Annotated in this window: 21 protein-coding genes; 10 read left to right on the top strand and 11 right to left on the bottom strand. The window is 71.6% G+C overall.

What is annotated here, in order from left to right:
* Nucleotides 1–7 precede the first annotated feature (7 nt).
* Nucleotides 8–412 carry a superoxide dismutase, Ni gene (gene sodN, locus AB0J66_RS08910; RefSeq protein WP_364657548.1) on the bottom strand — a complete coding sequence of 135 codons (405 nt, stop codon included), beginning with the start codon at nucleotides 410–412 and terminating at the stop codon, nucleotides 8–10.
* Between the two features lie 81 nt (nucleotides 413–493).
* Between sodN and AB0J66_RS08905 the strand changes: the two genes are divergently transcribed.
* The 3 genes from AB0J66_RS08905 to AB0J66_RS08895 all read left to right on the top strand — a co-directional run bounded on the left by AB0J66_RS08905 (nucleotide 494) and on the right by AB0J66_RS08895 (nucleotide 3,213).
* A complete protein-coding gene (locus AB0J66_RS08905; protein WP_364657545.1) occupies nucleotides 494–799 on the top strand; it encodes a S24/S26 family peptidase in 306 nt (101 codons plus the stop codon).
* A gap of 121 nt (nucleotides 800–920) precedes the next feature.
* A complete protein-coding gene (locus tag AB0J66_RS08900) occupies nucleotides 921–2,177 on the top strand; it encodes an NADP-dependent malic enzyme (protein ID WP_364657542.1) in 1,257 nt (418 codons plus the stop codon).
* Between the two features lie 85 nt (nucleotides 2,178–2,262).
* Nucleotides 2,263–3,213, top strand: coding sequence for a zinc-binding dehydrogenase (locus tag AB0J66_RS08895; protein ID WP_364657540.1), 951 nt, complete (start codon nucleotides 2,263–2,265; stop codon nucleotides 3,211–3,213).
* Here the strand turns inward: AB0J66_RS08895 and AB0J66_RS08890 are convergent.
* Nucleotides 3,210–3,809 (bottom strand): lipoprotein, encoded by a 600-nt coding sequence (locus AB0J66_RS08890; protein WP_364657537.1) that lies wholly within the window; start codon nucleotides 3,807–3,809, stop codon nucleotides 3,210–3,212. The genes AB0J66_RS08895 and AB0J66_RS08890 overlap by 4 nt on opposite strands.
* Nucleotides 3,810–4,030: 221 nt before the next feature.
* On the bottom strand, nucleotides 4,031–4,747 hold the full coding sequence (locus tag AB0J66_RS08885) for a chlorophyllase (RefSeq protein WP_364657534.1): 717 nt from the start codon (nucleotides 4,745–4,747) through the stop codon (nucleotides 4,031–4,033).
* Nucleotides 4,748–5,279: 532 nt separating this feature from the next.
* Here AB0J66_RS08885 and AB0J66_RS08880 point away from each other — a divergent pair.
* Nucleotides 5,280–5,447 carry a hypothetical protein gene (locus AB0J66_RS08880; protein ID WP_364657532.1) on the top strand — a complete coding sequence of 56 codons (168 nt, stop codon included), beginning with the start codon at nucleotides 5,280–5,282 and terminating at the stop codon, nucleotides 5,445–5,447.
* Between the two features lie 117 nt (nucleotides 5,448–5,564).
* Here the strand turns inward: AB0J66_RS08880 and AB0J66_RS08875 are convergent, their stop codons facing one another.
* From AB0J66_RS08875 to AB0J66_RS08840, 8 genes are all read right to left on the bottom strand, one after another.
* Nucleotides 5,565–6,680, bottom strand: coding sequence for an acetate kinase (locus tag AB0J66_RS08875; protein WP_364657529.1), 1,116 nt, complete (start codon nucleotides 6,678–6,680; stop codon nucleotides 5,565–5,567).
* The gene (pta, locus tag AB0J66_RS08870) at nucleotides 6,677–8,785 is read right to left on the bottom strand and encodes a phosphate acetyltransferase (RefSeq protein WP_364657526.1); all 2,109 of its coding nucleotides are present in this window, start codon (nucleotides 8,783–8,785) and stop codon (nucleotides 6,677–6,679) included. The genes AB0J66_RS08875 and pta overlap by 4 nt, the downstream gene beginning before the upstream one ends.
* Before the next feature lie 82 nt (nucleotides 8,786–8,867).
* The gene (locus AB0J66_RS08865; RefSeq protein WP_364657523.1) at nucleotides 8,868–9,611 is read right to left on the bottom strand and encodes an AAA family ATPase; all 744 of its coding nucleotides are present in this window, start codon (nucleotides 9,609–9,611) and stop codon (nucleotides 8,868–8,870) included.
* Nucleotides 9,586–9,765, bottom strand: coding sequence for a DUF6104 family protein (locus AB0J66_RS08860; protein WP_364657521.1), 180 nt, complete (start codon nucleotides 9,763–9,765; stop codon nucleotides 9,586–9,588). The genes AB0J66_RS08865 and AB0J66_RS08860 overlap by 26 nt, the downstream gene beginning before the upstream one ends.
* 58 nt (nucleotides 9,766–9,823) lie before the next feature.
* Complete coding sequence (locus tag AB0J66_RS08855) at nucleotides 9,824–13,540, bottom strand: multifunctional oxoglutarate decarboxylase/oxoglutarate dehydrogenase thiamine pyrophosphate-binding subunit/dihydrolipoyllysine-residue succinyltransferase subunit (protein WP_364658635.1); 3,717 nt, start codon at nucleotides 13,538–13,540, stop codon at nucleotides 9,824–9,826.
* A 135-nt stretch (nucleotides 13,541–13,675) separates the two neighbouring features.
* Complete coding sequence (locus AB0J66_RS08850) at nucleotides 13,676–14,506, bottom strand: ABC transporter permease (RefSeq protein WP_364657519.1); 831 nt, start codon at nucleotides 14,504–14,506, stop codon at nucleotides 13,676–13,678.
* Nucleotides 14,503–15,414, bottom strand: coding sequence for an ABC transporter ATP-binding protein (locus AB0J66_RS08845; protein WP_364657517.1), 912 nt, complete (start codon nucleotides 15,412–15,414; stop codon nucleotides 14,503–14,505). The genes AB0J66_RS08850 and AB0J66_RS08845 overlap by 4 nt, the downstream gene beginning before the upstream one ends.
* 35 nt (nucleotides 15,415–15,449) lie before the next feature.
* Nucleotides 15,450–16,106, bottom strand: coding sequence for a hypothetical protein (locus tag AB0J66_RS08840; RefSeq protein ID WP_364657514.1), 657 nt, complete (start codon nucleotides 16,104–16,106; stop codon nucleotides 15,450–15,452).
* Nucleotides 16,107–16,200: 94 nt separating this feature from the next.
* Here AB0J66_RS08840 and AB0J66_RS08835 point away from each other — a divergent pair, with 94 nt between their 5' ends.
* The 6 genes from AB0J66_RS08835 to AB0J66_RS08810 all read left to right on the top strand — a co-directional run bounded on the left by AB0J66_RS08835 (nucleotide 16,201) and on the right by AB0J66_RS08810 (nucleotide 25,093).
* Nucleotides 16,201–16,962 carry a GNAT family N-acyltransferase gene (locus AB0J66_RS08835; RefSeq protein WP_364657512.1) on the top strand — a complete coding sequence of 254 codons (762 nt, stop codon included), beginning with the start codon at nucleotides 16,201–16,203 and terminating at the stop codon, nucleotides 16,960–16,962.
* Nucleotides 16,959–17,726, top strand: a complete 768-nt coding sequence (locus AB0J66_RS08830) for a lysophospholipid acyltransferase family protein (protein WP_364657509.1) — start codon at nucleotides 16,959–16,961, stop codon at nucleotides 17,724–17,726. Before AB0J66_RS08835 ends, AB0J66_RS08830 begins: the two co-directional genes overlap by 4 nt.
* Before the next feature lie 68 nt (nucleotides 17,727–17,794).
* On the top strand, nucleotides 17,795–18,508 hold the full coding sequence (locus tag AB0J66_RS08825) for a response regulator transcription factor (RefSeq protein ID WP_360242911.1): 714 nt from the start codon (nucleotides 17,795–17,797) through the stop codon (nucleotides 18,506–18,508).
* An 8-nt stretch (nucleotides 18,509–18,516) separates the two neighbouring features.
* On the top strand, nucleotides 18,517–20,100 hold the full coding sequence (locus AB0J66_RS08820) for a HAMP domain-containing sensor histidine kinase (RefSeq protein ID WP_364657505.1): 1,584 nt from the start codon (nucleotides 18,517–18,519) through the stop codon (nucleotides 20,098–20,100).
* Nucleotides 20,101–20,139: 39 nt separating this feature from the next.
* A complete protein-coding gene (locus tag AB0J66_RS08815; RefSeq protein ID WP_364657503.1) occupies nucleotides 20,140–21,741 on the top strand; it encodes a trypsin-like peptidase domain-containing protein in 1,602 nt (533 codons plus the stop codon).
* A 208-nt stretch (nucleotides 21,742–21,949) separates the two neighbouring features.
* On the top strand, nucleotides 21,950–25,093 hold the full coding sequence (locus AB0J66_RS08810; RefSeq protein WP_364657500.1) for a cyclic nucleotide-binding protein: 3,144 nt from the start codon (nucleotides 21,950–21,952) through the stop codon (nucleotides 25,091–25,093).
* The last annotated feature ends 23 nt before the right edge of the window (nucleotides 25,094–25,116 follow it).

The raw sequence follows: 25,116 nt of genomic DNA, 5'->3' as shown, positions 1-25,116 counted from the left end.
GCGGAACTCATGCCTGCTTGGTCTCCCAGAAGATCTTCGAGATCTCCTCGATCTTGCCGAGCAGCTGGTCGGCCACGGCCGGGTCGACCGAGCCCTTGGCGCCGGAGGCGCCGGCCAGCTTGGTGGCCTCGTTGAACAGGCCGTGCAGCTGCGGGTACTTCTCGAAGTGCGGGGCCTTGAAGTAGTCGGTCCACAGCACCCACAGGTGGTGCTTGACCAGCTCGGCCCGCTGCTCCTTGATCAGGATGGCGCGGGTGCGGAACTCCGGGTCGGTGTTCGCCTGGTACTTCTCGGCGATGGCCTTGACCGACTCGGCCTCGATCCGGGCCTGGGCCGGGTCGTAGACGCCACAAGGCAGGTCGCAGTGGGCGCTGACCTCGGTCTTAGGCATGAGGAAACGCGGAAGTCGCATCAGGACTCCTCCATACGGGTTTGCGATGATCCGTGGTTGACACTACCCCTTACACCTGGCCGGTAACGCGACGGAGGACGGATGCCTTCACCACTGTTCGCAGTTCTGGTCCGTGGGCCCTCGATGGCGCCGACTCTGCGCTCCGGTGACGCGCTGATCGTGCGGCGTGGAGCCCGGGGCGTACGGCCGGGCCGGATCGTCGTCGCCCGCTTCCGCTCCCGCCCCGACCTGCTCGTGATCAAGCGGGCGGTCCGTGAGCAGGACGGCGGCTGGTGGATCGAGGGGGACAACTCCCTGGTGGAGGACGATTCACGAGCGTACGGGGTGGCGGATGTCATCGGCCGTGCCTTAATTCGCTACTACCCGCGCCCAGGTCGGCTACGTTAGGGTCCTCGGTGTGGCAGCGCACACTCGCGCTGCCTCATTCTGTTACGGGTGATCCCCGCATCGCGTCCCGGTCCGGCGCACAACTCGCCGTGCGATCGGTGAGCGCCACGACAACGTCCTGATGCCGGTTGGAGTCACCGTGTCCTACTTCAGTTTCGAGCTCGATCCCGCCCTCGCCGCCGACCCCGTCTTCGACCTGCATCAGCGGGGCAAGATGGAGATCAAGGCGACGGTCCCCCTGACGAGCCGGGACCATCTCTCGCTCGCGTACACCCCCGGGGTGGCCCGGGTCTGCGAGGCCATCGCCGACGACGAGTCGCTCTACTCCGACTACACATGGACGGCCAACACGGTCGCCGTCGTCACCGACGGCTCGGCCGTGCTCGGCCTCGGCAACATCGGGCCCAAGGCCGCGATGCCGGTCATGGAGGGCAAGGCGATCCTGTTCAAGCAGTTCGGCGGGGTCGACTCGATCCCGATCTGCCTGGACACGCAGGACGTCGAGGGCATCATCACGGCGGTCAAGGCGATCGCCCCGTCCTTCGGCGGCATCAACCTCGAGGACATCAGCGCCCCGCGCTGCTTCGAGATCGAGCGCCGCCTCGACGCCGAGCTCGACATCCCGGTCTTCCACGACGACCAGCACGGCACCGCGGTCGTCACGCTGGCCGCCCTGCGCAACGCCACCAAGCTGCTCGGCCGCCGCTTCGCGGACCTGCGCGTCGTGATCAGCGGCGCCGGCGCGGCCGGGGTCGCGATCACCCAGACCCTGATCGCGGCCGGCGTCACCGGGGCCAACGTCATCGTCTGCGACTCGCGCGGCATCATCCACGCCGAGCGCGGCGACCTCACCCCGGTCAAGGCCGAGCTGGCCGCCACCACCAACCAGTCGGGCCGTACGGGCGGGATCAAAGAGGCCCTGATCGGGGCCGACGTGCTGATCGGGGTCTCCGGCGGGGCGATCGCCGAGAGCGCGCTCGAGGGCATGGCGCCCGGCGGCATCATCTTCGCCCTGGCCAACCCGACGCCCGAGGTGGCGCCGGAGATCGCCCACAAGTACGCGGCGATCGTGGCCACCGGCCGCAGCGACTTCCCCAACCAGATCAACAACGTGCTGGCCTTCCCGGGCATCTTCCGCGGCACGCTCGACGTGCGGGCGTCCACGGTCACCGAGCGGATGAAGGTGGCCGCGGCCGACGCGATCGCCGAGGTGGTCTCGGACGACCTGCGACCCGAGGCGATCGTGCCGTCGCCGCTCGACCCGCGGGTCGCCCCCGCCGTCGCGTCAGCGGTGGCCGCCGCCGCGATCGCCGACGGCGTGGCCCGTCGTACCGCGCCGGTCCCGGCCCCGGAAGCCCGCCCGATCGCCGCTTCCTGACGGTCTGCAGCTCTCGCCTCCTGGCGTCCTACACGGTGGCCCGCTGTGCTCGACAAAGCGCCGCGGGCCACTACTGTTTTCGGCTATGCGCGCCGCCTACGCCATCGCCGCCGATCCCGACGACCCCCGCTCCGCGCTCCGCGTGGGCGACCGGCCCGAGCCGACCCCGCCCGACGGCTGGGTGACGGTCGACGTGCGGGCCGCCTCGCTCAACCAGCACGACCTCTGGTCGTTGCGCGGGGTGGGGCTGCCCGCCGACCGCCTCCCGATGATCCTGGGCTGCGACGCGGCCGGCGTCGACCCGGACGGCAACGAGGTCGTCATCTACCCGGTCGTGGCCGACGAGCGCGATCCGCGCGGTCTGTCGCTGCTCTCCGAGCGGCACCCGGGCACGCTGGCCGAGCGGGTCGCCGTGCCGCCGGAGAGCCTGGTCGCCAAGCCCGCCGGGCTGTCCTTCGTGGACGCGGCCTGCCTGCCCACGGCCTGGCTGACCGCCTACCACATGCTGACCACGCGGGGCCGGGTCGAGGAAGCTTCCTCCGTCCTTGTCCAGGGCGCCGGCGGTGGGGTGGCCACGGCCGCGGTCGCCCTGGCGGTGGCGATGGGCAAGCGGGTGTACGCGACCAGCCGCGACCCGGAGAAACGGGCCCGCATCGCCGAGCTCGGGGCGACGGCGGTCGAGCCCGGCGCGCGGCTGCCCGAGCGGGTCGAGGTGGTGATCGAGTCGGTCGGCGCGCCCACCTTCGACCACTCGATGAAATGCTGCAGCCCCGGCGCCCGGATCGTCGTCTGCGGGGCCACCGGCGGCCATCTGGCCACCGTGGACCTGCGACGCCTGTTCGCCATGCGGCTCGACGTGCTGGGCAGCACCATGGGCACCCGGGACGACCTCGAGTCGCTGCTGGAACTGTTGGTGACCACGGGGGTACGGCCGGTGGTCGACTCCACGTACGGCTTCAGCGCGGTCGGCGACGCCTTCGCCCGCCTCGAGTCGGGCGAGATCTTCGGCAAGGTCGTGGTCGACCTCCTGCACTAACTCTTGCTGATCGTCTGCCGGGCCAGGACGTACGCGGGAAGCATGGCCTTGTGCTCGCCGGTGTCCACGCCGGCGAGCGTGAGGATGACGATGCCGTCCCCGGCCGCGACGGCCAGGACGCGCTCGGGGCGCTCGTTCTCGGTGTCGAGGTAGGTCGTCTCCACGGCCGGCAGGTCACCGAGCCGGGTCGTCCGGGTGCGGCGGTCGGTGATCGGCGCCGTACCGGCCTCGGCCTTGACGAAGGTCTCCAGGGCGGCCGCCGGGTCGGTGCCCGGACCGGTCCAGACCCGCAGGAAGCCGAGGTGGCCGGCCGGCTTGGCGTCGATCTCGCAGCGCAGGTCGAAGCCACCCTGGTCGAACAGGCCGTCCTCGACACCCTCGGGCGCCCACTCGCCGGCCAGGTCGAAGGTGACCGGCAGCGGGCAGGCGGCCCCGATCTTCCCGGCCGACGCCGCCGCCGGCGGATCACCCCAGGCGTCGGCCTCGGCGGCCTGCTGGGCGCCCTTCGAGTCGTCCGCGTCCTTCGCCGCCGAACATCCGCCGGTCAGCGCCGCGAGGACGACCGCGACGGTCACTACGTGCTTCCCCGTTCTCACGCGGCATATTGGATCTTCCACAGCCACGCCTGTCAATGCGCATCCGGTCGGGCCACGCGCGCCCTGCCGGTTCCGGCCGGGCATGGCGCTTGCCCCGGTCCCCTTCTGGCAAGCATGCCGGTCAGCACTGGTCCCCTGTTGGAAGGCATGCCGGTCAGCGCCGGTCCCGTCTTGGGAGGCACGTCGATCAGCGCCGGTCCCCATTTCAGCAGCCGCGCCGCTCAGCGCAGTTTGTCGTCCAAAGTGGCCACGCCGCCCCGCTTGGCGTCCGCGGCCAGCCGCCGGCGGGCGGTGGGGTCGCCGTACAGGCTCCACCGCCAGAAGTCGGTGGTCGTCGCCGCCACCACGTCGAACGCCGGGCCGGTGGCGATGTGCCCGCCCCGGGTGACGCTGAGGAACGCCTTGGGCCACGGCACCGCGTCGTAGGCCGCGCGCCCGTCGCTGTAGCCCACCACCCGGTCCTGCCGCCCGTGCACGAACAGCAGCGGCGCCTCGGCCCCACCGAACGGCGAGGCGAGCACCTGCCGCCCGGCCAGCACCACGCCGGAGATCAGCCGCTCGTCCCGGGCCGAGCTGAACATCCCGATCGTGGTGATCCCACCCGCCGAATGCCCCGCCGCAGCCACCCGCCCGGCGTCCACGCGACCCTTGAGCCGGCTCAGAACCTCGGTGACGACGTACGAGGCGTCGGCCGGCTGATTGAGCACGTCGAGCACGTTCACCTGCCCCGACTCGGCCGACGTGTGCGGATAGGCCGGCGCCGCCACCACAAACCCGGCCCGCGCCCAGGAACTCAGCAGGTCGGCATAAGTGTTCGGGCTCGCCGTCAGCCCATGACTGAACAGAATGAGGGGAAAGACGCCATCCCCTTCAGGAACCCACACCGTCGTCGGCAGTGGCCGATCCGCCCCGCGTTCGAGCGCCAGCCGCCGAGTCACCACCCGAAACCGCTGACCCGGCGCACTTTTCGCCACCGGCTTGCTCGCCGCCGGCGCCGGACTGCTCGCGCTGGGCGCCCGCGTAGCACTCGGCAGGCTGCCCACCGGCCCCGGCTCGGCTTGATCGGCCCCCGGAGAGCACCCCGCAAGCACCGCAGACCCGAGACCCAGAAGAACAGTTCGCCGACGCATCCCACCCATTGTGACGCGCCGTCTCGCCCCACCGATCAACCCGCACCCGCAGCGGCGGTCCGGGCGTTGTGGGGCGGGGGCCACCGGGACGGGGGTTCAGCGCCGCGGCCGGCGTGGGGGTTCGGGACGCTCGGGCTCGGGGCGCGACCCGGTCGGCCGGAATCCCGCCGCGTCGCGCTACCCCGATGGGGTGAACCCGATGTAACCCTGCCCGTGCTGCGCCCCTGCCTGTTCGACCTGCCGATCGGGCACCCCGAGCGCAGGTGTTTGTCCTGCTGGGTACGCCGCGCGACGGGCGGGTGACTCGGCGGGCGTGCGTTGTTTCGCTAAGGTCTTCCGCATGTCTGACAACAGAGTCGACCCGAGCGGCAACACCGAGGCGTTCCGCGCCTTCACCAAGGACACTCCGCAGGAGCAGCCGGCCGCGGCGTCCAAGACCCCGCTGATCATCGGCGGCGTCGCCGTCGCCGTGGTCCTCATCGCCCTGATCGTCTGGCTCGTGGCCTGACATCCGGCCCGGCGCGGGGGCATCCCCGCGCCACCGCCGGCCCGGCCTCGCGCCGCCGGCCCGGCCTCGCGCCGCCAGCCCGACCTCGCGCCGCCGGACTGAGTGCGCGGGTGCCGGTCAGCGGGGCAGGGACAGGGCCGTGCGGGACTGGTCGGCGATTTCGAGCTCCTCGTCGGTGGGGACTACGCAGACCGGGATGCGGGTGCCGTCGGGGGAGATGAGCTGGTCGTTGGCCTGGTTGCGGGTGGGGTCGATCTCGATGCCGAGGGGCTCCAGGCCGGAGAGTGAGGCGGCCCGGACGGGGGCCGAGTTCTCGCCGACGCCGGCGGTGAAGGTGATGGCGTCGACGCGGCCCAGGACGGCCAGGTAGGCGCCCACGTACTCGCGGATGCGGCGGCAGTAGACGTCGAAGGCGAGGGTGGCCGCCTCGTCGCCGGCGTCGCGTTTCTTGATGACCGAGCGCAGGTCGTTCTCGCCGGTCAGGCCGAGCAGGCCGGCGTGGCGGGTCAGCGAGTTCTCGATCTCGTCGAGGGGCAGGCCGGCCTCGCGGTGCAGGTGGAAGACCACGGTGGGGTCGATGTCGCCGCTGCGGGTGCCCATCACCAGGCCGCCCTGCGGTGACATGCCCATCGAGGTGGCCACGCTCCGGCCGCCGCGGACCGCGCAGGCGCTGGCGCCGTTGCCGAGATGCAGCGTGATCACGTTGGTGTCCTCGGGGGCGCGGCCCAGCAGCGACGCCGTCCGGCGGGCCACATAGGCGTGTGAGGTGCCGTGGAACCCGTACCGCCGGATCTGCCACCGCGAAGCCAGGGACGCGTCGATGGCCCAGGTGACGCCCTCGGGCGGGATGGTGGCGTGGAAGGCCGTGTCGAAGACCGCCACCTGGGGCACGTCGGGCAGCAGCTTGCGGGCCACCTCGATTCCGGTCAGGGCGGCCGGGTTGTGCAGCGGCGCGAGCGGCACCAAGGCGTCGATGCGGGCGACGACCTCGTCGTCGACGACCGTGGGCTCGCTGAACTCGGGGCCGCCGTGCACCACCCGGTGGCCGACCGCGGCCAGGCCGGACAGGTCGACCGAATCCATGATGTGCTGCAGCGCCGCCCGATGGTCGGCGGTGTCGCCGCCGGCCTCGCCGATCCGCTCGATCAGGCCCTTGGCCACGGTGTCGGGGCCGTCGAAGAGCCGGTACTTCACCGAGGAGGAGCCGGAGTTGAGAACGAGAACCCGGGTCATGGAGTCACCGCCGCCTGGATCGCTGTGATCGCCACCGTGTTGACGATGTCTTTGACGGTCGCGCCGCGGGACAGGTCGTTGACCGGGCGCCGCAGGCCCTGCATGACCGGGCCGACCGCGACCGCGCCGGCCGAGCGCTGAACCGCTTTGTACGTGTTGTTGCCGGTGTTGAGGTCGGGGAAGATGAAGACCGTCGCCTTGCCCGCGACCGTGCTGTCGGGCAGCTTGGTCGCCGCCACGGCCGGGTCGATGGCCGCGTCGTACTGGATCGGGCCCTCGACCGGCAGCTCGGGTGAGCGTTCCCGCACGAGCGCGGTGGCCGCCGCGACCTTCTCCACGTCGGCGCCGGCCCCGGAGCTGCCGGTGGAGTACGACAGCATGGCCACCCGCGGCTCGATGCCGAACGCGGCCGCCGTCCGGGCCGAGGAGAGCGCGATGTCGGCCAGCTGGGGCGCGTCGGGGTCGGGGTTGACCGCGCAGTCGCCGTAGACCAGCACCCGGTCGGCCAGCAGCATGAAGAAGACGCTGGAGGCGACCGACACGTCCGGCACCGTCTTGATGATCTCGAAGGCGGGCCGGATGGTGGCCGCCGTCGTGTGGTTGGCCCCGGAGACCATGCCGTCGGCCTTGCCGGTCTGCACCATCAGGGTGCCGAAGTAGTTGACGTCGCGCACCACGTCATACGCCAGGTCGAGCGGGACGTTCTTGTGTTTGCGCAGCTCCGCATAGGTCGCGGCGAACTCGTCGCGCCACTCGCTGGTTTCCGGGTCGACCAGCTGGGCCCCGCCGATCTCGAGCCCCAGCTCGCGGGCCCGGCGGGTGATCTCGCCGGGGTCGCCGAGCAGGGTCAGGTCGGCCACGCCGCGGCGCAGCAGCGTCTCGGTGGCCCGCAGGATGCGCTCCTCGGCGCCCTCGGGCAGCACGAGGTGGCGGCGCTCGGCCCGGGCCCGGTCGATCAGATCGTTCTCGAACATCAGCGGGGTGACCCGGCTGGAGCGGGCCACGTCGAGCAGCCGGGTCAGCTCGGCGGTGTCGACGCTCTCCTCGAAGGCGCCCAGGGCGGCCTCGATCTTGCGGGGCGTGCCCGTGCCGAGGCGGGCCTCGATCCGGCCGGCGGCCGAGATCGTGTGGTAGCTGTCGGAGTCGACCACCAGCATGGCCAGGCCGGTGTTGAGCCGCTCGATGACCCGGACCGCGCGCTCGTCGGGCCGCTCGCCCAGGGTCAGCACCAGGCCGGAGAGGGTCACGTTGCCCGCGGCGTGGGCGGCGCTGGCCGCCACCAGCAGGTCGGCCCGGTCGCCGGGGGTGATCAGCAGCGCCCCGTCGGTCAGGTGGTCGAGCAGGGCCGGCACGTGGGCGGCGCCGACCACATAGTCGAGCACGTCCCGGTCGAGCGCGCCGCTCGAGCCGGAGATGACCGTCGCTTCGAGCGCCGCGGCCACCTCGGCCACTGTCGGCGCGGCCACCGCGGCCACCTCGGGGATGGCCCAGAACGGCACCGGCAGCCCGCTGTCGGGCACGCTGCCGGAGGTGGCAACCGTAGCTGTCGTCGTGCGGGCTTCGGCCGGCACGCGGTTGGCGATCACGGCGAGAACGGTCGCGTCGAGGTCGGTCAACGAGTGATAGGCGCTGCGGGCGGCGGCAGTCAGCGACTCCGCCCCACGCCCGGCGCCGCTGATCACCGGGATCACGACGCTGCCGAACTCGGTGGCCAGCCGGGCGTTGAAGCCGAGCTCCCGCGGGATCTCGTCGCGCTCCTTGGCGGGGCCGGCGAAGTCGCTGCCGATCACCACCACCGAGCCGGCCAGCCGCTCGACCTCGCGGTAGCGCTCGACGATGCGGGAGATGAGCTCCTCCCACTTGCCGTCGGCGACCAGCGCGCTCGCCTCGGCGGTGGTCACGCCGTAGGACTCGGCATAAGGAGCGACGACCGGGTAGCGCTTGGTCAGCAGGGTGAGCAGCGGATCGTCCTCGGGGCCGGCGACCAGCGGCCGGAACACCCCGATCCGCGCGACCTGCCGGGAGAGCAGCTCGACCAGCCCGAGCGCGACGGTGCCCTTGCCGACGCTCGGCCCCAGACCGGTCACATAAACGCTTCTTGCCACGGGCCAAACCTACCGGCCGGGCCGTCCGGTCGCCGGGCCGAAAGTCCTAACTGTGGATGACGAGAGTCTCTGTGGATAACTGTCACGTTCTCAGGTGACGGAGGTATGCGGCGGGGGAGGACAGGAAGCCCCGCCAGTTCGCCACGATCTCCAGGTCGTCCCACTTGATCTTGCGCAGGCCAAAGGGCCCGAGTTCGAGAATGGTCGCCCCCGGTAGCGCCGTCAGCAGCGGCGAATGCGTGGCGATCACGACCTGGCCCCCGTCCGCCCGCAGGTCCTCCAGCTTGGCCAGCAGCCCCAGCGTCGACGTGAAGGAGAGCGGCGCCTCCGGCTCGTCCATCAGATAGAACCCGTACCCCCGGAACTTGCGGGTCAGGAGCTCGAGGAACCCCTCGCCGTGGGACTGCTCGTGGAGCCTGGTGTCGGGGTTGCCCGACAGATCCGGCAGCGATTCGAGATACGTGTACAGGCCGTGGGTGGTCTCGGCCCGCAGGAAGTACGAGTTCACCCGCTTGCCCGGCGTGCGAATCAGGCGAAGCGCCGCCCCGAGCGGCGATTCCGTCTCCCGGGTCGAGTGGCGGGCCGAGCGCGACCCGCCCTCCGGGTTGAGCCCGGTCGCCACGGCCAGCGCCTCGATCAGCGTGGACTTGCCCGACCCGTTCTCGCCGACCAGGAACGTCACCCCGGCCGGGATGTTCAGCCCATGCTCGAGCACGGCGCGGACCGCCGGGATCCGCGCCCACCACTGCGTACGGTCGATCTCGGCGTCGGCGGCCAGCTCCACCCGCCGGATCGGCGGATTATTCGTCGTCTTCCTCGTCGTCACGGGCCAGCCAGGTGGCCAGGCGCTCGATCGGGGTCTCGAACTCCGGGTTCAGGTCGACGAAGGTCCGCAGCTGCTCGCCCAGCCACTCCAGCGTGACGGTCTCCTGGCCACGCCGTTCGACCAGCTCCTCGATGCCGCGATCAGTGAAGTACATGCCCGGATAGTAAGAGGGGGCGCCCCGCCGCAGCGGAGCGCCCCCTCTCAAGCAACCGTCACGGGCGAGGCAGCGAGGCCTCGATCAGCGCCGTCTGCTCGGCGTCGTGCATCTTGGCCGAGCCGACCGCGGGGGCGGCGGCGGCCGGGCGGGAGATCCGCCGCAGCCGGACGCCCTCGAGGTGCTCGAGCAGGTTGAGCGCGACGAACGACCAGGCGCCCTGGTTGGCCGGCTCCTCCTGCACCCAGGCGTAGTCCTCGGCGTTGGGGAACTGGGCCAGGATCGCCTTGAGCTCGGCCACCGGCAGCGGGTAGATCTGCTCCATCCGGATGATCGCCGTGTCGGTGATCCCGCGCTCGGCCCGGGCCTGGAACAGGTCGTAGTAGACCTTGCCCGAGCAGAGCAGCACGCGCTTGACCGAGCCCGCGTCGAGCGGCGTGCCGTTGACGCCGGCGTCGCCGATGACCGGCTGGAACGTGCCCTGGGTGAAGTCGGCGACCGACGACACCGCGAGCTTGTGGCGCAGCAGCGATTTCGGCGAGAAGACCACCAGCGGCTTGCGCTTGCTGGACAGGGCCTGCCGGCGCAGCAGGTGGAAGTAGTTGGCCGGGGTGGTCGGGTTGGCCACCCGCATGTTGTCCTGCGCGCACAGCTGCAGGAACCGCTCGGGACGGCCGGACGAGTGGTCCGGGCCCTGGCCCTCCTGGCCGTGTGGCAGCAGCAGCACCAGCGACGACTTCTGGCCCCACTTCACCTCGCCGGACGAGATGAACTCGTCGACGATCGACTGGGCGCCGTTGACGAAGTCACCGAACTGGGCCTCCCAGAGGACCAGCGCCTCCGGGTTCTCCACCGAGTAGCCGTACTCGAAGCCCATCGCCGCGTACTCGCTGAGCAGCGAGTCGTGCACGAAGAAGCGGGCGTTGCCGGTGGCCAGCGTGGACAGCGGCAGGAAGTCCTTGCCGGTCTTGGCGTCGACGACCGAGGCGTGCCGGGAGACGAACGTGCCACGGCGCGAGTCCTGACCGGCCAGCCGAACGGTGACGCCCTGGCTGAGCAGCGAGCCGAACGCGACCAGCTCGCCGAAGCCCCAGTCGATGCCGCCGTCGTTGCCCATCTTGGCCCGGCGCTCCAGCAGCTGCTGGACCCGCTTGTGCGGGGTGAAGCCCTCGGGCAGCTCGATGTGGGCCTGGCCGACCGAGCGGACCACGGCCGCGTCGACCGCGGTCTCGACCTCGGGCTCGGCCTCCTCGGAGATCACCCGGGGCCGCGGCGGCGAGCCGGCCGAGTCGCGGGTGGCCTTGAAGACCTGCTCGAGCTGGGACTGGTAGTCGCGCAGCTGCTCCTGGGCGCCGTCCACGGTGATGTCACCCCGGCCGATCAGCTCCTCGGTGTACAGCTTGCGCACCGAGCGCTTGGTGTCGATGATCTCGTACATCCGGGGGTTGGTCATCGACGGGTCGTCGCCCTCGTTGTGACCGCGGCGGCGGTAGCAGACCAGGTCGATCACGACGTCCTTGTTGAACGCCTGGCGGTACTCGAAGGCCAGCTTGGCCACCCGGACGACGGCCTCGGGGTCGTCGCCGTTCACGTGGAAGATCGGAGCCTGGATCATCCGGGCGACGTCGGTCGAGTAGAGCGACGAGCGGCTGTACTCCGGCGCGGTGGTGAAGCCGACCTGGTTGTTGACGACCACGTGGACCGTGCCACCGGTGCGGTAGCCGCGCAGCTGGGAGAGGTTGAGCGTCTCGGCCACCACGCCCTGGCCGGCGAACGCGGCGTCGCCGTGCACCAGCACCGGCAGCACCGTATAGCCGTGCAGGCCGAGGTCGAGCCGGTCCTGCTTGGCCCGGACGATGCCCTCCAGCACCGGGTCGACCGCCTCCAGGTGGGAGGGGTTGGCGACCACGCTGACGGTGGTCGCGTGCTCGCCGTCGGGCGTGGAGTACTTGCCGGTCTGGCCCAGGTGGTACTTGACGTCACCGGAGCCGTGGGCCGACTTCGGGTCCATCTGACCCTCGAACTCGTTGAAGATCTTCTCGTACGGCTTGCCGACGATGTTGGCCAGCACGTTCAGCCGGCCGCGGTGGGCCATGCCGATGACCATCTCGTCCAGGCCGGCCTCGGCCGACGACTCGAGCACGGCGTCGAGCAGCGGGATCAGCGACTCGCCGCCCTCGAGGGAGAACCGCTTCTGCCCGACGAACTTGGTCTGCAGGAAGGTCTCGAAGGCCTCGGCCGCGTTCAGCCGGTTGAGGATGTGCTTCTGCTCGTCCGCGTCGGGCTTGGTGTACTTGATCTCGATGCGGTCCTGGATCCAGCGCCGCTCCTCGGGCCCCTGGATGTGCATGTACTCGATGCCGACCCGGCGGCAGTAGGTGTCACGCAGGACGCCGAGGACGTCGCGCAGCTTCATCTTCTGCTTGCCGGCGAAGCCGCCGACCGGGAAGGTCCGGTCGAGGTCCCACAGGGTCAGGCCGTGCTGCAGCACGTCGAGGTCGGGGTGGCGGCGGATCTCGAACTCGAGCGGGTCGGTGTCGGCCATCAGGTGGCCGCGCACGCGGTACGCGTGGATCAGCTCGACGACCCGGGCCGCCTTGTCGATCTGGCCCTCGGAGGTGTGCGCGACGTCGCGGACCCAGCGGACCGGCTCGTACGGGATGCGCAGCGAGGTGAAGATCTCGTCGTAGAAGCCGTGCTCGCCGAGCAGGAACTCGTGCATGGCCTTGAGGAACTCGCCGGACTGTGCGCCCTGGATCACCCGGTGGTCGTACGTGCTGGTCAGCGTGGTGACCTTGCTGACGCCGAGGTCGGTCAGGGTCTCGTCGCTCATGCCGGAGTAGGGCGCGGGGTACTCCATGGCGCCGACGCCGATGATCGCGCTCTGGCCGGTCATCAGGCGGGGGATGGAGTGCACCGTGCCGATGCCGCCCGGGTTGGTCAGCGAGATCGTCGTGCCGGCGTAGTCGTCCATGGTCAGCTCGTTGCGGCGGGCGCGCCGGACCACGTCCTCGTACGCCTGCCAGAACTTGCGGAAGTCCATCTGCTCGCAGTTCTTGATGGACGGCACGACCAGCGTGCGGGAGCCGTCCTTCTTCGCGAGGTCGATGGCGATGCCGAGGTTGATGTGCTCCGGCTGCACCAGGGCGGGCTTGCCGTCGACCTCGGCGAACGAGTTGTTCATCTCCGGGTGCTTCACGACCGCCTGGACCAGCGCCCAGCCGATCAGATGGGTGAAGCTGACCTTGCCGCCCCGGCCGCGCTGGAGGTGGTTGTTGACGACGATGCGGTTGTCGACCATGAGCTTGGCCGGGACCGTACGCACGGATGTGGCGGTCGGCACCTCCAGGGAGGCCGACATGTTCTGTACGATCTTGGCAGCGACACCGCGCAGCGGAGTGGTCTTGGGACCCTCGGAGGCCTTGCCGTTGGTCTCCGGCTTGGGCGCGGGCTTCGGGGCCGGCTTGGGGGCCGGCTTCTCCTGAGCCGGAGCGGCGGCGGGAACAGTCGGCTTGACAGGCGCCACGGTGGTCGCGGCGGGCGCATCCGTGCCGGCGCGCTTCGCGCTGGCGGTGGCGTTCGCCGCGGTCGCCTCGTCGGGCGTCACGATCGAACCGGTCGCCATCGCCGGCTTGTAGTCGGCGAAGAAGTCGTGCCAGGCGGGGTCGACGCTGGTGGGGTCGGCCAGGTATCGCTGGTACATCTCGTCGACGATCCACTCGTTGGGACCGAAGTCCGCGAGTGGGTTCTCATGCGAAGTCTGCTGGGTCGACACTTTCGTGTTCGCCTCTTTCACCATGTTGTCAGCACGCGACTGTTTCCGTCACATGGGACGGGACGGATTCGGCATCCAGGTTACGCCGTCCAATGGGGCGAACTCTCCGCACGTCGGTTGTGTGACGCCCGGGGATCAGGAGATGTCGCGGCGCTTGGTGATCAATGTGCCGAGGATGCCGCAGATCGCCGCGTAGCCGATCAGCACGGCGGCGCCGACCCATCGCGGAGGGTTACCGGGGAGTTCGGTGCCCGAGACCATCAGCTGCGACGCGGTGGTCGGCACGATGACCTGGAGCTTGTTGAACCACTCGGCCACCCACTGGCTGAGCAGGAAGAAGATCAGCCCGATGGCCTGGGTGCCGACCACGTAGGTGATCGCCAGGACCAGCGTCGCCGCGATCTGGCTGCGGATCAGCACGCCCACGCCGACGCCGAGGATCGCCCACAGCACGAAGGCCAGCGCGTTGAGCGCGATCGCCCGCCACACGTGGCCCGTGCCGAGCTGCACCGCCACGTCGAGCTGATTCATGATCAGCGGCACCACGATCAGGTTGATCAGCGTGGTCAGCAGCCAGACGATCAGGCTGATGACGATGGCGGCGCCGAACTTGGCCAGGATGACCGATTCCCGCCGTGGCGTGGTCAGGAATGTGGTAGTGGCCGTCAGGTGGAAGAACTCGCTGGTCACGATGATCGCGCTGAGCAGCACCACGATCAGGACGCCGAAGTACTGACCGCTGGTGTACATCGTGGTGGCCACGTTGACCGGATCCAGCGCGGCCTGGATCTGCTGGGTCTGCGTGTCGGTCGCGCCCTCGGTGGTGCCCGGGTCGGTGACCGCGAACTGGGCCCAGTTGGCCAGCACGCTCGCCGCGTACAGCGGGACCAGGACGATCCCGAGGATCCACCAGATCGAGGTGGTACGGACCTTGAACAGCTCCGCGTTGACCAGGCTCAGACTCATCGGATGCCCGCCTTTCCGGCCGTCAGCTGCAGGAAGACCTGTTCGAGATCGCCGCGCTCGGTGGTCAGCTCGTGCAGCTCGACCGAGGCGGTGAAGGCGGCGTGGCCGATCGCCGCGGCCTCCACCCCGATGATCAGCAGCGAGCCGTCGCTCTGCTCGGTCGCGGTCGCCTCCAGCTCCGACAGCGCGGCCTTGAGCTCGGCCGGCTGCGGGGTGCGGACCCGGACGTGGGCGCCGGTGCCCATCGAGCCCAGCACCTCGTCGACCGGGCCCTGCCGGATCAGTTTGCCGGCCGCCACGATCACGACGTCGTCGGCCAGCAGCTGCATCTCGCCCAGCAGGTGGCTGGAGACCAGCACCGTGCGCCCCTCGGCGGCGAGCGCCTTGAGCAGATCGCGCATCCAGCGGATGCCCTCGGGGTCGAGGCCGTTGGCCGGCTCGTCCAGGATCAGCACCCGCGGGTCGCCCAGCAGCGCCGCCGCGATGCCGAGCCGCTGCCGCATGCCGAGCGAGTAGCCCTTGAACTTGCGGTTGGCGGCCGGGGTGAGCCCGACGATGTTGAGCACCTCGTCGGCCCGGGTGTCCGGCAGGCCGGCCGCGCGGCAGATCATCCGCAGGTGGTTGCGGCCGGTGCGGCCCCGGTGGGCGCTGGACGCCTCGAGCACGGCGCCCACCTGGCGGATCGGGTCGGGCAGGTCGACGTACTTCGTACCGCCGAAGGTGGCCTGACCCCCGGTGGGCGTGACCAGGCCGAGCAGCATCCGCAGGGTGGTGGTCTTGCCGGCGCCGTTGGGGCCGAGGAATCCGGTCACCGCTCCAGTGCGCACGCTGAACGACAGGTCGTCCACCGCCCGCAGACGTTTGTATTGCTTCGTGAGGTGCTCGACGACGATCTCGTCGGTGCTCATCGAAGATCCTTTCCGAGGCCTGGGAGGTCAACCTACTAAACGGCGGCTATCCATGTGGCCCGTGCCGTCGCGAGCCGCTCCCCACCCGGGGCGTACACCGTGGAGTTGACCTTGGCCTTGCGGCCGCTGAACTCCACCGCCTCACCCATGACCACGCAGGTGGTGCCGGGTTCGGGCAGGTGGGCGACGTCCGCCGCGATCCGGCCGAGCACGTACGTACGCCCGTTGATCAGAGCCGCCCATCCGCCGGGACAGTCGAGCGCGGCCCACACCACGGCCAGATCCACCCCTTCGGGCACAACCCAGGGAGCGGCCGTACGCCCGTCCGGCAGCGGCCCGGAGAAGATGCGCAACCCGTCCGGCCGTTCCGGACCGCATACGTAACAGGTGGGGAAGGGGTGCGCCGTGAAACCGGGGTACGCCCGCGCGGCCTCCACCGCTTTCCCGATCCCGACTCCCTCCACCGCCGGCAGCGCCTCCTCCACCCCGGTCAGGGTGGCGACCAGCGTGTCACCGTCGAGCACCGAGCCGCCGTCGAGCCGCAGCTCCGTCTCCAGGGGCGGGGGCACCCGCAGGGTCACCTCGTACGCCGGGCCGCCCGGCCGCGCACCCGCCTCGACGGCGAACGCGCCCGCCGACCAACCGCCGTTCCCCGTGCCCGGAGGACCGTTGAAACGCGCATGAACAAACATGGGAGGAAGGCTCGCACAAGCCGTTCATTTTGCGGCCATGAATCGCCTCCTGCGGCGACATTCCATCGGCAGCTGTCACCCTTACACAAGTGCCATGGCCGTATTACTGACCGCCGCCGCCCCCACCGGGACCAGCGGCTACTCCCTGCTCATCGCCGATGATCCCGAGCAGGTCGCCGCCGCCCAGCGGCTGCGACGCGATGTTTTCGCGGGCGAGCTCGGCGCCCGTCTCCCCGAGTCGCCCGACGGGCGCGACGTCGACGAGTTCGACGAGTTCTGCGACCACCTGATCGTGCGCGACGACGCGACCGGCGCGGTGGTCGGGACGTACCGGATGCTTCCGCCCAAGGCCGCCGAGCGCGCCGGTCGCCGGTACGGCGACAGCGAGTTCAACCTGGCCGGCCTGGCGCCCCTCCGGGACCAGCTGGTCGAGACGGGCCGCTCGTGTGTGCACCCCGATCACCGCAGCGGCGCGGTGGTGAACCTGATGTGGGCCGGTCTCGCCCGCTACCTGCACCTGAACAACCTGCGCTGGCTGGGCGGCTGCGCCTCGGTCCCGCTCGGCGACGGCGGCGTCACGGCGGCCGGTGTCTGGGCCCGCGTCCAGGGCAGGCATCTCTCCCCGCCGGCGATGCGGGTGACCCCGCGTCGCAGCTGGCTGGCCGGGAACGACGTCCCCGGCGATCCCAAGGTGCAGCCGCCGGCCCTGCTCAAGGGCTATCTGCGGCTCGGCAGCTGGGTGTGCGGGGAGCCGGCCTACGACCCCGATTTCGACTGCGCCGACTTCTACGTGCTGTTCTCCCTGGACCGGATGGACCCGCGGTACCGCCGCCACTTCCTCGGGGCGACCCGATGATCGCGCTCTGGCAGCCGGTGTCCGGGTGCTCCGCGGTGTGCCGTGACGGGCTCGACCGGCGGGTGCGGCCCGGGGCCGGATTCCTGCGGATGGTGTCGCTCGCGGGCGTACTGCTCGGTGGTCTTCTCCTGGTGCCGCTCCTGCGGGGAGTCGCCCTGCGGACCCTGGCCCGCACCATGCTCGCGGTCCTGGGCATCAAGGTCCGCCGGCAGGGCCCGCTCGTGCGGCCGGGCAGCCTGCTGGTGGCCAACCACGTCTCCTGGCTGGACATCCTGGTGCTGACGGCGTTCGCGCCGGTCCGCCTGGTGGCCAAGGGCGAGGTGGGCTCGTGGCCGGGGATCGGCGTGCTGGCCGGCCTCTCCGGGGCGATCTTCATCGACCGCTCGCGGCCCAAGGCGCTGCCGGGCACGGTGGCCGAGGTGGCGGCGGCGCTGCGTGCGGGCCGGACGGTCGCGGCGTTCCCCGAGGGCACCACCTACTGCGGGGCCAACCAGGGAACGTTCCGGCCGGCGCTGTTCCAGGCGGCGATCGACGCGGGCGCGCCGGTGGTCCCGGCCTCGATCGTCTACGACTCGACCGCGGCGGCCTTCATCGGCGATGACACCCTCTGGGACTCGGTACGCCGAGTGGCGGCGCTCCGGAGGCTGAGCGTTACCCTCGTGACCGCGCCCGCGCTGCGACCGGCGGACGGCGCCGACCGCAGGACGCTGGCCCGGGCCGCGCAGTCCTCGCTCCGCGTCACCGGCTACCGCCTGGCGGCCTAAGCCGTCTTTCAGAAAACTTTCAGCCACCGTGCAGGCCAGTCGCAGCGGACTGATAAATACTGGCTGTCATGGCCGTCCAGACCCAGCCCAAGCAGGCCGAGGCGAAACTCCTAGTCGTCGAGGACGACGCGAACATCCTCGAGCTGCTTTCCGCCAGCCTTCGATTCGCCGGCTTCGACGTGAGCACCGCGACGAGCGGCAGCGCGGCGGTCTCCGCGGCGAAGAACTCCACCCCCGACCTCGTCGTGCTCGACGTGATGCTGCCCGACCTCGACGGCTTCGAGGTCATCCGGCTCATGCGCGAGGGCGGCCAGCGCACCCCCGTGGTCTTCCTGACCGCCCGGGACGGCACGGATGACAAGATCCGCGGCCTCACCCTGGGCGGCGACGACTACGTGACCAAGCCGTTCAGCCTCGAGGAGCTCACCGCCCGCATCCGGGCGGTGCTGCGCCGCACCACGCAGGGCGACGAGGAGCCGTCGCGCCTGGTCTTCGCCGATCTCGAGCTCGACGAGGAGACCCACGAGGTCTACCGGGCCGGCCAGCGCGTGCAGCTGTCGCCGACCGAGTTCAAGCTGCTGCGCTACCTGATGCTCAACGCGAACCGCGTGCTCTCCAAGGCGCAGATCCTCGACCACGTCTGGAAATACGACTTCCGCGGCGACGACAACATCGTGGAGTCCTACATCTCGTACCTCCGCCGCAAGGTCGACAACGTGCAGCCGCGGCTGATCCACACCCTGCGCGGCGTGGGTTACGTGCTTCGCAAACCCGCCGTCTGAGTCGCGCCGTGACCCTCACCGAGCGGGTGCGCACGACGCTTCCTCTGCAGGGAAGCCTGCGCACGGTGCCGCTACGGGTCAAGCTCGTGGCCTCCGTGCTGACACTGGTGTTCGCCGCGCTCGTCGCGATAAGCGCCGCGAGCACTTATGCGCTGCACAACTATCTGCTCAAGCGCGTCGACGCGTCGATCGGTGTCTACGCGGACACCATCTTGAAGCTCCGGTACACCACCAAGATCCCGCTGCCGGAGGACTTCTTCGTCGCGTTCAGCTCGGTCAGCGGCGTGCGCGCCCCCGACGAGGTCGTGGCCGGCGATCAGGACCTGAGCGATCAGGACTTCCCGCCCGCACCCCAGGGCGTCGACAACATCAACGCTGTGCTCGGCCGGCCGTACACGGTGAAGTCGCCGAATGGCAAGGTGGCGTGGCGGTCGCTCGTAGTGGTCGACAACAGCGGCGCGGTGCTCCAGGTGGCCGAGAAGCTGTCGGTGATCGAGCAGGCCGTCGGCCAGCTGCTCTGGGTCGACCTGCTGGTCGGCGTGGGTGTTCTCATCGCGCTCGCCTCGGTCGGCGCCGCCCTCGTGCGGCAGAGCCTGATCCCGCTGCATCAGATCGAGCGCACTGCGGCCGCGATCGGCGCCGGCGATCTCACCCAGCGGGTGCCCGACCCGGAGGGGCACGGCGGCCCGCCCACGACCGAGCTGGGGAGGCTCTCCCGCGCCCTGAACGCGATGCTGGCCCAGATCGAGGCGGCCTTCACCGCCCGCGCCGAGTCCGAGGGGGCGGCCCGGGCCGCCGAGGCGGTCGCGCGCGAGGCGGCCGAGGCGGCCCAGCACTCCGAGGCCCGAGCCGTGCGCTCCGAGGGCAAGATGCGGCAGTTCGTGGCGGACGCGTCGCACGAGCTGCGGACGCCGTTGACCACCATCCGCGGCTTCGCCGAGCTCTACCGCCAGGGCGCCGTGACCGACCCCGAGGACGTCGCCAAACTGGTCCGCCGGATCGAGGACGAGGCGGCCCGGATGGGCCTGCTCGTCGAGGACCTGCTGCTGCTGGCCCGCCTCGACCGGGAACGGCCGCTCAACCTGGCCCCGGTCGAGCTGCCCGTGCTGGCGCTCGACGCGGTCGAAGCGGCCCAGGCGACCGCCCCCGACCGCACGATCGAGCTCGAGGTGCGCGACAGCGCGGAGAGCCTCGTGGTCAACGGCGACGACGCCCGGCTGCGCCAGGTGATCGGCAACCTGATGACCAACGCCCTGGTGCACACGCCGCCGGAGGCCACGGTGACCCTGCGGGTGTACGCCGAGCCGGGCGACCGGGCCGTCTTCGAGGTGGCCGACACCGGGCCGGGGCTGTCCGACGCGCAGAAATCCCATATCTTCGAGCGGTTCTACCGGGTGGACGAGGCCCGCACCCGCAACACGCAACGGGCGGCCACCGGCACCGGTCTGGGGCTCGCAATCGTGGCGGCGATCGTCCGGTCGCACCAAGGAACCGTCGAGGTGATCTCGGAACCGGGGCAGGGGGCGACGTTCCGCGTGTCTTTGCCTACCCTAAATCCGGATAAAGGCTTCACAGAAAACATCCAGGGCTAACACAGGTCAGTACGAGCGCGACGGGGCAAGGTTGTGGGCATGAACGAGAACGAGACCGACCCGCGACCCGCGGACGCCTCCTCTGAGAGCAGCAGCCCGGAGCGGGGACAGTCTGAGGAGCCGACGGCCGCGCAGCCCGTCGTTCCCCCGGCCGCGCCGCACGCCCCGCAGTGGGGCCCGCCGGCTTCCACGGCTGCCCCGCAGTCGGGCGTTCCCCAGTCCGGCGTTCCCCAGTCCGGTGCGCCGCAGTCCGCCGCTCCCCATTCCGGTGCTCCCCAGTGGCAGCAGCCTTCGCCCTGGCAGCAGCACGCCGGCCACCCCGGCTACCACCAGCCGCAGTACCCGTACGGGCCGCCGCAGCAGCCCCAGTCGCCGTACGCGCCGCAGCAGCCCGCCTATGCCGCGGGCTGGGCGCCCGCCGGCAGCACCACCCAGACGCAGCCCCAGATCGGCGCCGCCGAGGGTCAGACCTGGGGCGAGGGCCAGGCCTGGGCCACCGACGGCCAGCCCGCCTGGGCCGCCCCGGTCGAGGGGCAGCAGCCGCCGCGCAACCCGCGGGGTCGCAAGATCCTGATCGCCGGGGCCGCGGCCGTGCTGATCGCGCTCGGCGCCGGCGGCGTCGGGGCCGCGACCGCGCTGGCCTTCGACGACGACAATTCGTCGCCGTCCGTGCAGACGGCCAACTCGTCGGTCACCCGCGTGGTCGACCGGTCGTCGCTGGCCTCGATCGCCTCCGCCGTGCAGGACAGCGTCGTCTCGATCACCACCGGGACCGGCGAGGGCTCCGGCGTGGTGCTCAACAAGGACGGCTACATCGTCACGAACAACCACGTGGTCGCCACCGCCCAGGGCGACACGGTCACCGTGATCTTCCGGGACGGCAACAAGGCGTCGGCCTCGATCGTCGGCACCGACGAGCGCACCGACCTGGCCGTGATCAAGGTGTCCGGCGTGTCCGACCTCAAGCCGGCCACCTTCGGCAGCAGCGCCAAGATGCAGGTCGGCGACACCGTGCTGGCCATCGGCAGCCCGCTCGGCCTGGAGGGCTCGGTCACCGCCGGCATCATCAGCGCCAAGGACCGCACCATCCAGTCCAGCAGCGAGGACGACCAGCAGCAGCAGAGCCCGTTCGGCAGCAACCCGCAGCAACAGCAGTCCGGCTCCAGCACCACGATGTCGGGCCTGCTGCAGACCGACGCGCCGATCAACCCCGGCAACTCCGGCGGCGCCCTGGTCAACACCAACGGCGAGATCATCGGCATCAACTCGGCGATCGCCACCCAGGGCAGCAGCAGCGGCAACATCGGCCTGGGCTTCGCCATCCCGAGCGACAAGGCCAACCAGGTCGCCCAGGACCTGATGGCCGGCAAGAAGGTCAGCCACCCGGCGCTCGGCGTCAGCGTGGCCGACGCCGAGAACGGCGGCGCGCTGGTCAACCAGGTCACCGCGGACAGCGCGGCGGCCAAGGCCGGCCTCCAGCAGGGCGACGTGATCACCTCGGCCGACGGCAAGAACATCGGCGACTCCGACGACCTGGTGGCCGCGGTGCAGGGCGGCGCGGTCGGCCAGCAGATGACGATCGAGTACACCCGGGACGGCGCCAAGAAGACGGTCACGGTCACCTTGACCGAGTCCAAGTAAGGCCGGCAGTCCCTCCCCGCTGCGGCGGGCGGTGCGACGAGGGGGTCGTCGCACCGCCCGCCGTACGTTTGTACGGCGTCATTCTCCGAAATCGGGGGAACCGGCACAAAAGGGCACGGTGCTCTCGCCATCGGCCACGTCGACGGCCTAATCTGCCATTCGCCATCGCCCATGGGCGACACCGAGGCAGTGAGAGGCGCGCCCTTCCGTGACGTCCTACGTCGAAAGCCGGACCAATGTCTGGGAGGCCGTGGCCGGTCGCGCTCCGGGCGAGTCCGGCGACCCGGGCCTCTGGGGCGCCGTCGTCGACCGCCTCAACCCGGCCCGGGCCCGCCCGGTGCTCCGGGCCGGCATCGAGGCAGTGCAGCTCGCCAACGCCCGCGGCGCCGAGTACATCCTGCTCCGCTCGCCCGACGACGGCGCCCGCGCCGGCTACCTGCGGCTGACCGTCGAGGAGTGGCAGCTCGCCCTGCTCATGGACGGCGAGAACACGGTCACCCGGCTCGTCGCCGAGTTCGCCCGCATCGCCGGGCGGCTCGCCCCCGACCAGGTCCGCCGGGTCGTGGCCGACCTGGCCGCCCACCGCATGCTCGACGAGCTGCCGATGGACGCCTTCCGGCCGCTCGAGGAGATCGGGCGCAAGCCGCTGCCGTCGCCGGCCGCCACCGGGCCCCGGCGGCTCGCCTTCGACGCCGACGGCCTGTTCCTCACCCTCTACCGGGCCGGCGGCCGCTTCTTCTTCGGCCGGGGCGCCGGGATCGCCATCGGTGTGCTGGCCGCGATCGGCCTGATCCTGTTCGGCGTCACCTGGGCCCGCGGCAGCCGGTCGCTGTTCCTGGCCGGCGACTCGTACCTGCTCGGCGCGATCGTGCTCCTGCTGCTTCACCTGGTCGTCGCCGGTTTCCGCGAGCTCGCCCGGGCCATGGCGGTCAAGGCCACCGGGCGCGAGGTGCCGGCCGCCGGCCTGCTCGTCGCGCCGGGCCTGCCCTCGTTCTTCGTCGAGACCAGCGACGTGTGGATGGCCGGGCGCCGCGCCCGTCTGCTGGTCGCCGTGGCCGGCCCGGCCGGCACGCTGCTGCTGGCCGCGGTGGCCCAGCTGGCCGGCCTGGCCGCGCCCCCGCTGGCCGGTCTCGCCTTCAAGCTGGCCTTCCTCTGCTACCTGAGCCTGTTCTTCCAGCTCAGCCCGCTGCTGCGGCTCGACGGCCAGCAACTGCTGACCGACTGGACCGAGATCCCGCAGCTGCGCGACCGGGCCCTGGCCTGGCTCGGCAGCCGGCTGCGCGGGCGCGCGCCGGGGTGGAAGACGCTCGACCGGGAAGGCCGGCTGATCGCCCTCTACGGGTACCTCGCCGCCGCGTGGATCCTGCTCGCGCTCGTCCTGGCGTACCGCCTCTGGATCGACCGGATCTCCGGGGCCGCCACCGGGCTGTGGCACTCGGGGCCGCTCGGCCCCGTCCTGCTCCTGCTGATCATGCTGGGCGTCGCCGCGCCGGTCGTGCTTCCCCTGGCCGGCAGGGCGGCCCGATGGCTGGCCGATTCCCGGCTGCGCCGGGCCGAGAACGACCGCGAGGCCGACAGCCCGCGCCGGCTGGCCGCCCTGCGCGCCTCCGAGCTCGGCGGCCTGCCCGAGCCGGCGCTGCAGGGCCTGGCCGCCCGCGCCCGCTGGATCCACCCGCCGAAGGGGCGCCAGGTGGTGCTCTCCGGCGGCTCCCAGCAAGCCGTGCTCGTCGTGGTCGAGGGCGCCCTGGAAGCCCGCATGCCCGGCGACCCGCCCGGCACCATCCGCCACCACGTCGGCCCCGGCGCCGTCGTCGGCCTGGTCAACGCGTTGACCGGCCGCTCCACCCAGCTCGACTGGCACACCGCCGGCACCACCCTGCTGTCCATCCCGACCGCCACCGTGGCCACCGTCGTCGGGCCGCTGCCGGGCCCGCCGCCGCAGGACCGCGGCGAGGCCGAGGCGCTGTTCGCCGACACCCCGGCCCTGGCCGGCCTCGCCGTCGACCAGCGGCTCGCCCTGATCGCCTCGGCCCACCCGGTCGACCTCGACCCCGGGGCGCCGGTCATCCTGCCCGGGCCGACCCACGCGGTGGTCGTCGACTCCGGCGTGATCGCCCTGCCCGACGGCGTCGAGCTGCGCCGCGGCACCCTGGTCGGCCCGGTCGGCGAGGGCAGCCCCGGCATGGTGGCCCAGGCCCGGACCCCGGTCCGGCTCTGGGTGCTGCCCGACGCGTCCGACCTGCCGCCCCTGGTCGGGGCCACCCACCGGCCCGGCTCGGAGATGCCGGTGGTGGCGGTGAAGGGCTTGTTCGGCGCCCGCGGCCGCGGCTCGTACCCGCCGCTCGCTGTTCCGCCCGGCCCGCCCGAGGACGCCGAGAACCCGGCGGCCGACCACCGCTTCGAGCGCGGGCTGCGCTGGGCCGGCGTGCTCGTGCTGACCGGCGCCCTGTTCTTCGCCGGGCTCAACTTCAAGGCCGGCCCGGCCTGGGCCGAGATGCCCGCCGACCGGGTGCTGCTCACGGTCCGGACCGGGCCGGTGGCGGCCACCTTCGACGGCGAGCCGGCCACCCTCGCGGCCGGTGCGTCCCGCTACATCGACCAGGGCGAGGTGCTCGACGTGCCGGCCGGCGCGTCGGCCGAGCTCGTCTTCCCCGGCGGGGCGTCCGCCCGGATCTGCGGCGGCAGCAAGGTCGGCCTCGGCGGCCTGCACGTCGACGGCGGCCGGCACCGTGGGCCGGTGGCCATGCTCTCCCTCCAGAGCGGGAAGCTGCTGGCCGGCACCGGCAGCACCAGCGGGGCGTTCAAGCCGCTCGCCCTCACCGTCGACCGCAGCGCGGGCCGGGTCACCAACCAGGGTGTCGCCTGGTTCTCGGTCGAACCGGTGGCCGTCACGGTCTCCTCCGGCCGGGTCGCGCTGGACGGCGCGGCCGCGGCCCCGACCGGCGCCCAGCTGGCCTGCGCCGGCGGCGCGCCGGTGGCGCCACCGGAGGAGAGCACCCCGGAACCCTCCCTTTCGGAGGAGCCGCCGCCGTCCGTCGTCCCGAGCGCCACCACGCCGTCGAGCGCTACTGTAGTCACACCGTCACAGACGGATGATCCGGTCGAGACCACCGAGCCCGAGACCCCCGGCGAGCCGACGTCGACGGGCACCACCGCGCCCACGACGACCCCGCCGCGGACCACCACCGCGCCCCCACCGACCCGGCCCACGACCACGCCGCCGACCACACGGCCGACGGCCACCCTGCCCACGACGACCCGGACACCCACCGTCGCGCCGACCCCCACTCCGACGCCCACGCCCACGCCCGAGGTGACCGAGAGCACCGGGTCGTCCGGCGCGGCCGACTGAGCCTGTGGGGGCGTACGTCCCCC

The sequence above is a fragment of the Actinoplanes sp. NPDC049598 genome (genome assembly GCF_040675435.1).
Lineage (GTDB): Bacteria > Actinomycetota > Actinomycetes > Mycobacteriales > Micromonosporaceae > Actinoplanes.
The sequence above is the reverse complement of the archived record's forward strand: the minus strand, read 5'-3'. Positions and strand labels throughout refer to the sequence as shown.

What these genes read in the sequence shown, in the direction of transcription:
- AB0J66_RS08825 (WP_360242911.1), top strand. Translation starts at nt 17,795, where the DNA reads ATGGCCGTCCAGACCCAGCCCAAGCAGGCCGAGGCGAAACTCCTAGTC.
- sodN (WP_364657548.1), bottom strand. Translation starts at nt 412, where the DNA reads ATGCGACTTCCGCGTTTCCTCATGCCTAAGACCGAGGTCAGCGCCCAC.
- AB0J66_RS08905 (WP_364657545.1), top strand. Translation starts at nt 494, where the DNA reads ATGCCTTCACCACTGTTCGCAGTTCTGGTCCGTGGGCCCTCGATGGCG.
- AB0J66_RS08830 (WP_364657509.1), top strand. Translation starts at nt 16,959, where the DNA reads ATGATCGCGCTCTGGCAGCCGGTGTCCGGGTGCTCCGCGGTGTGCCGT.
- AB0J66_RS08815 (WP_364657503.1), top strand. Translation starts at nt 20,140, where the DNA reads ATGAACGAGAACGAGACCGACCCGCGACCCGCGGACGCCTCCTCTGAG.
- AB0J66_RS08835 (WP_364657512.1), top strand. Translation starts at nt 16,201, where the DNA reads ATGGCCGTATTACTGACCGCCGCCGCCCCCACCGGGACCAGCGGCTAC.
- AB0J66_RS08845 (WP_364657517.1), bottom strand. Translation starts at nt 15,414, where the DNA reads ATGAGCACCGACGAGATCGTCGTCGAGCACCTCACGAAGCAATACAAA.
- AB0J66_RS08860 (WP_364657521.1), bottom strand. Translation starts at nt 9,765, where the DNA reads ATGTACTTCACTGATCGCGGCATCGAGGAGCTGGTCGAACGGCGTGGC.
- AB0J66_RS08840 (WP_364657514.1), bottom strand. Translation starts at nt 16,106, where the DNA reads ATGTTTGTTCATGCGCGTTTCAACGGTCCTCCGGGCACGGGGAACGGC.
- AB0J66_RS08875 (WP_364657529.1), bottom strand. Translation starts at nt 6,680, where the DNA reads ATGACCCGGGTTCTCGTTCTCAACTCCGGCTCCTCCTCGGTGAAGTAC.
- AB0J66_RS08895 (WP_364657540.1), top strand. Translation starts at nt 2,263, where the DNA reads ATGCGCGCCGCCTACGCCATCGCCGCCGATCCCGACGACCCCCGCTCC.
- AB0J66_RS08880 (WP_364657532.1), top strand. Translation starts at nt 5,280, where the DNA reads ATGTCTGACAACAGAGTCGACCCGAGCGGCAACACCGAGGCGTTCCGC.
- AB0J66_RS08850 (WP_364657519.1), bottom strand. Translation starts at nt 14,506, where the DNA reads ATGAGTCTGAGCCTGGTCAACGCGGAGCTGTTCAAGGTCCGTACCACC.
- AB0J66_RS08900 (WP_364657542.1), top strand. Translation starts at nt 921, where the DNA reads ATGCCGGTTGGAGTCACCGTGTCCTACTTCAGTTTCGAGCTCGATCCC.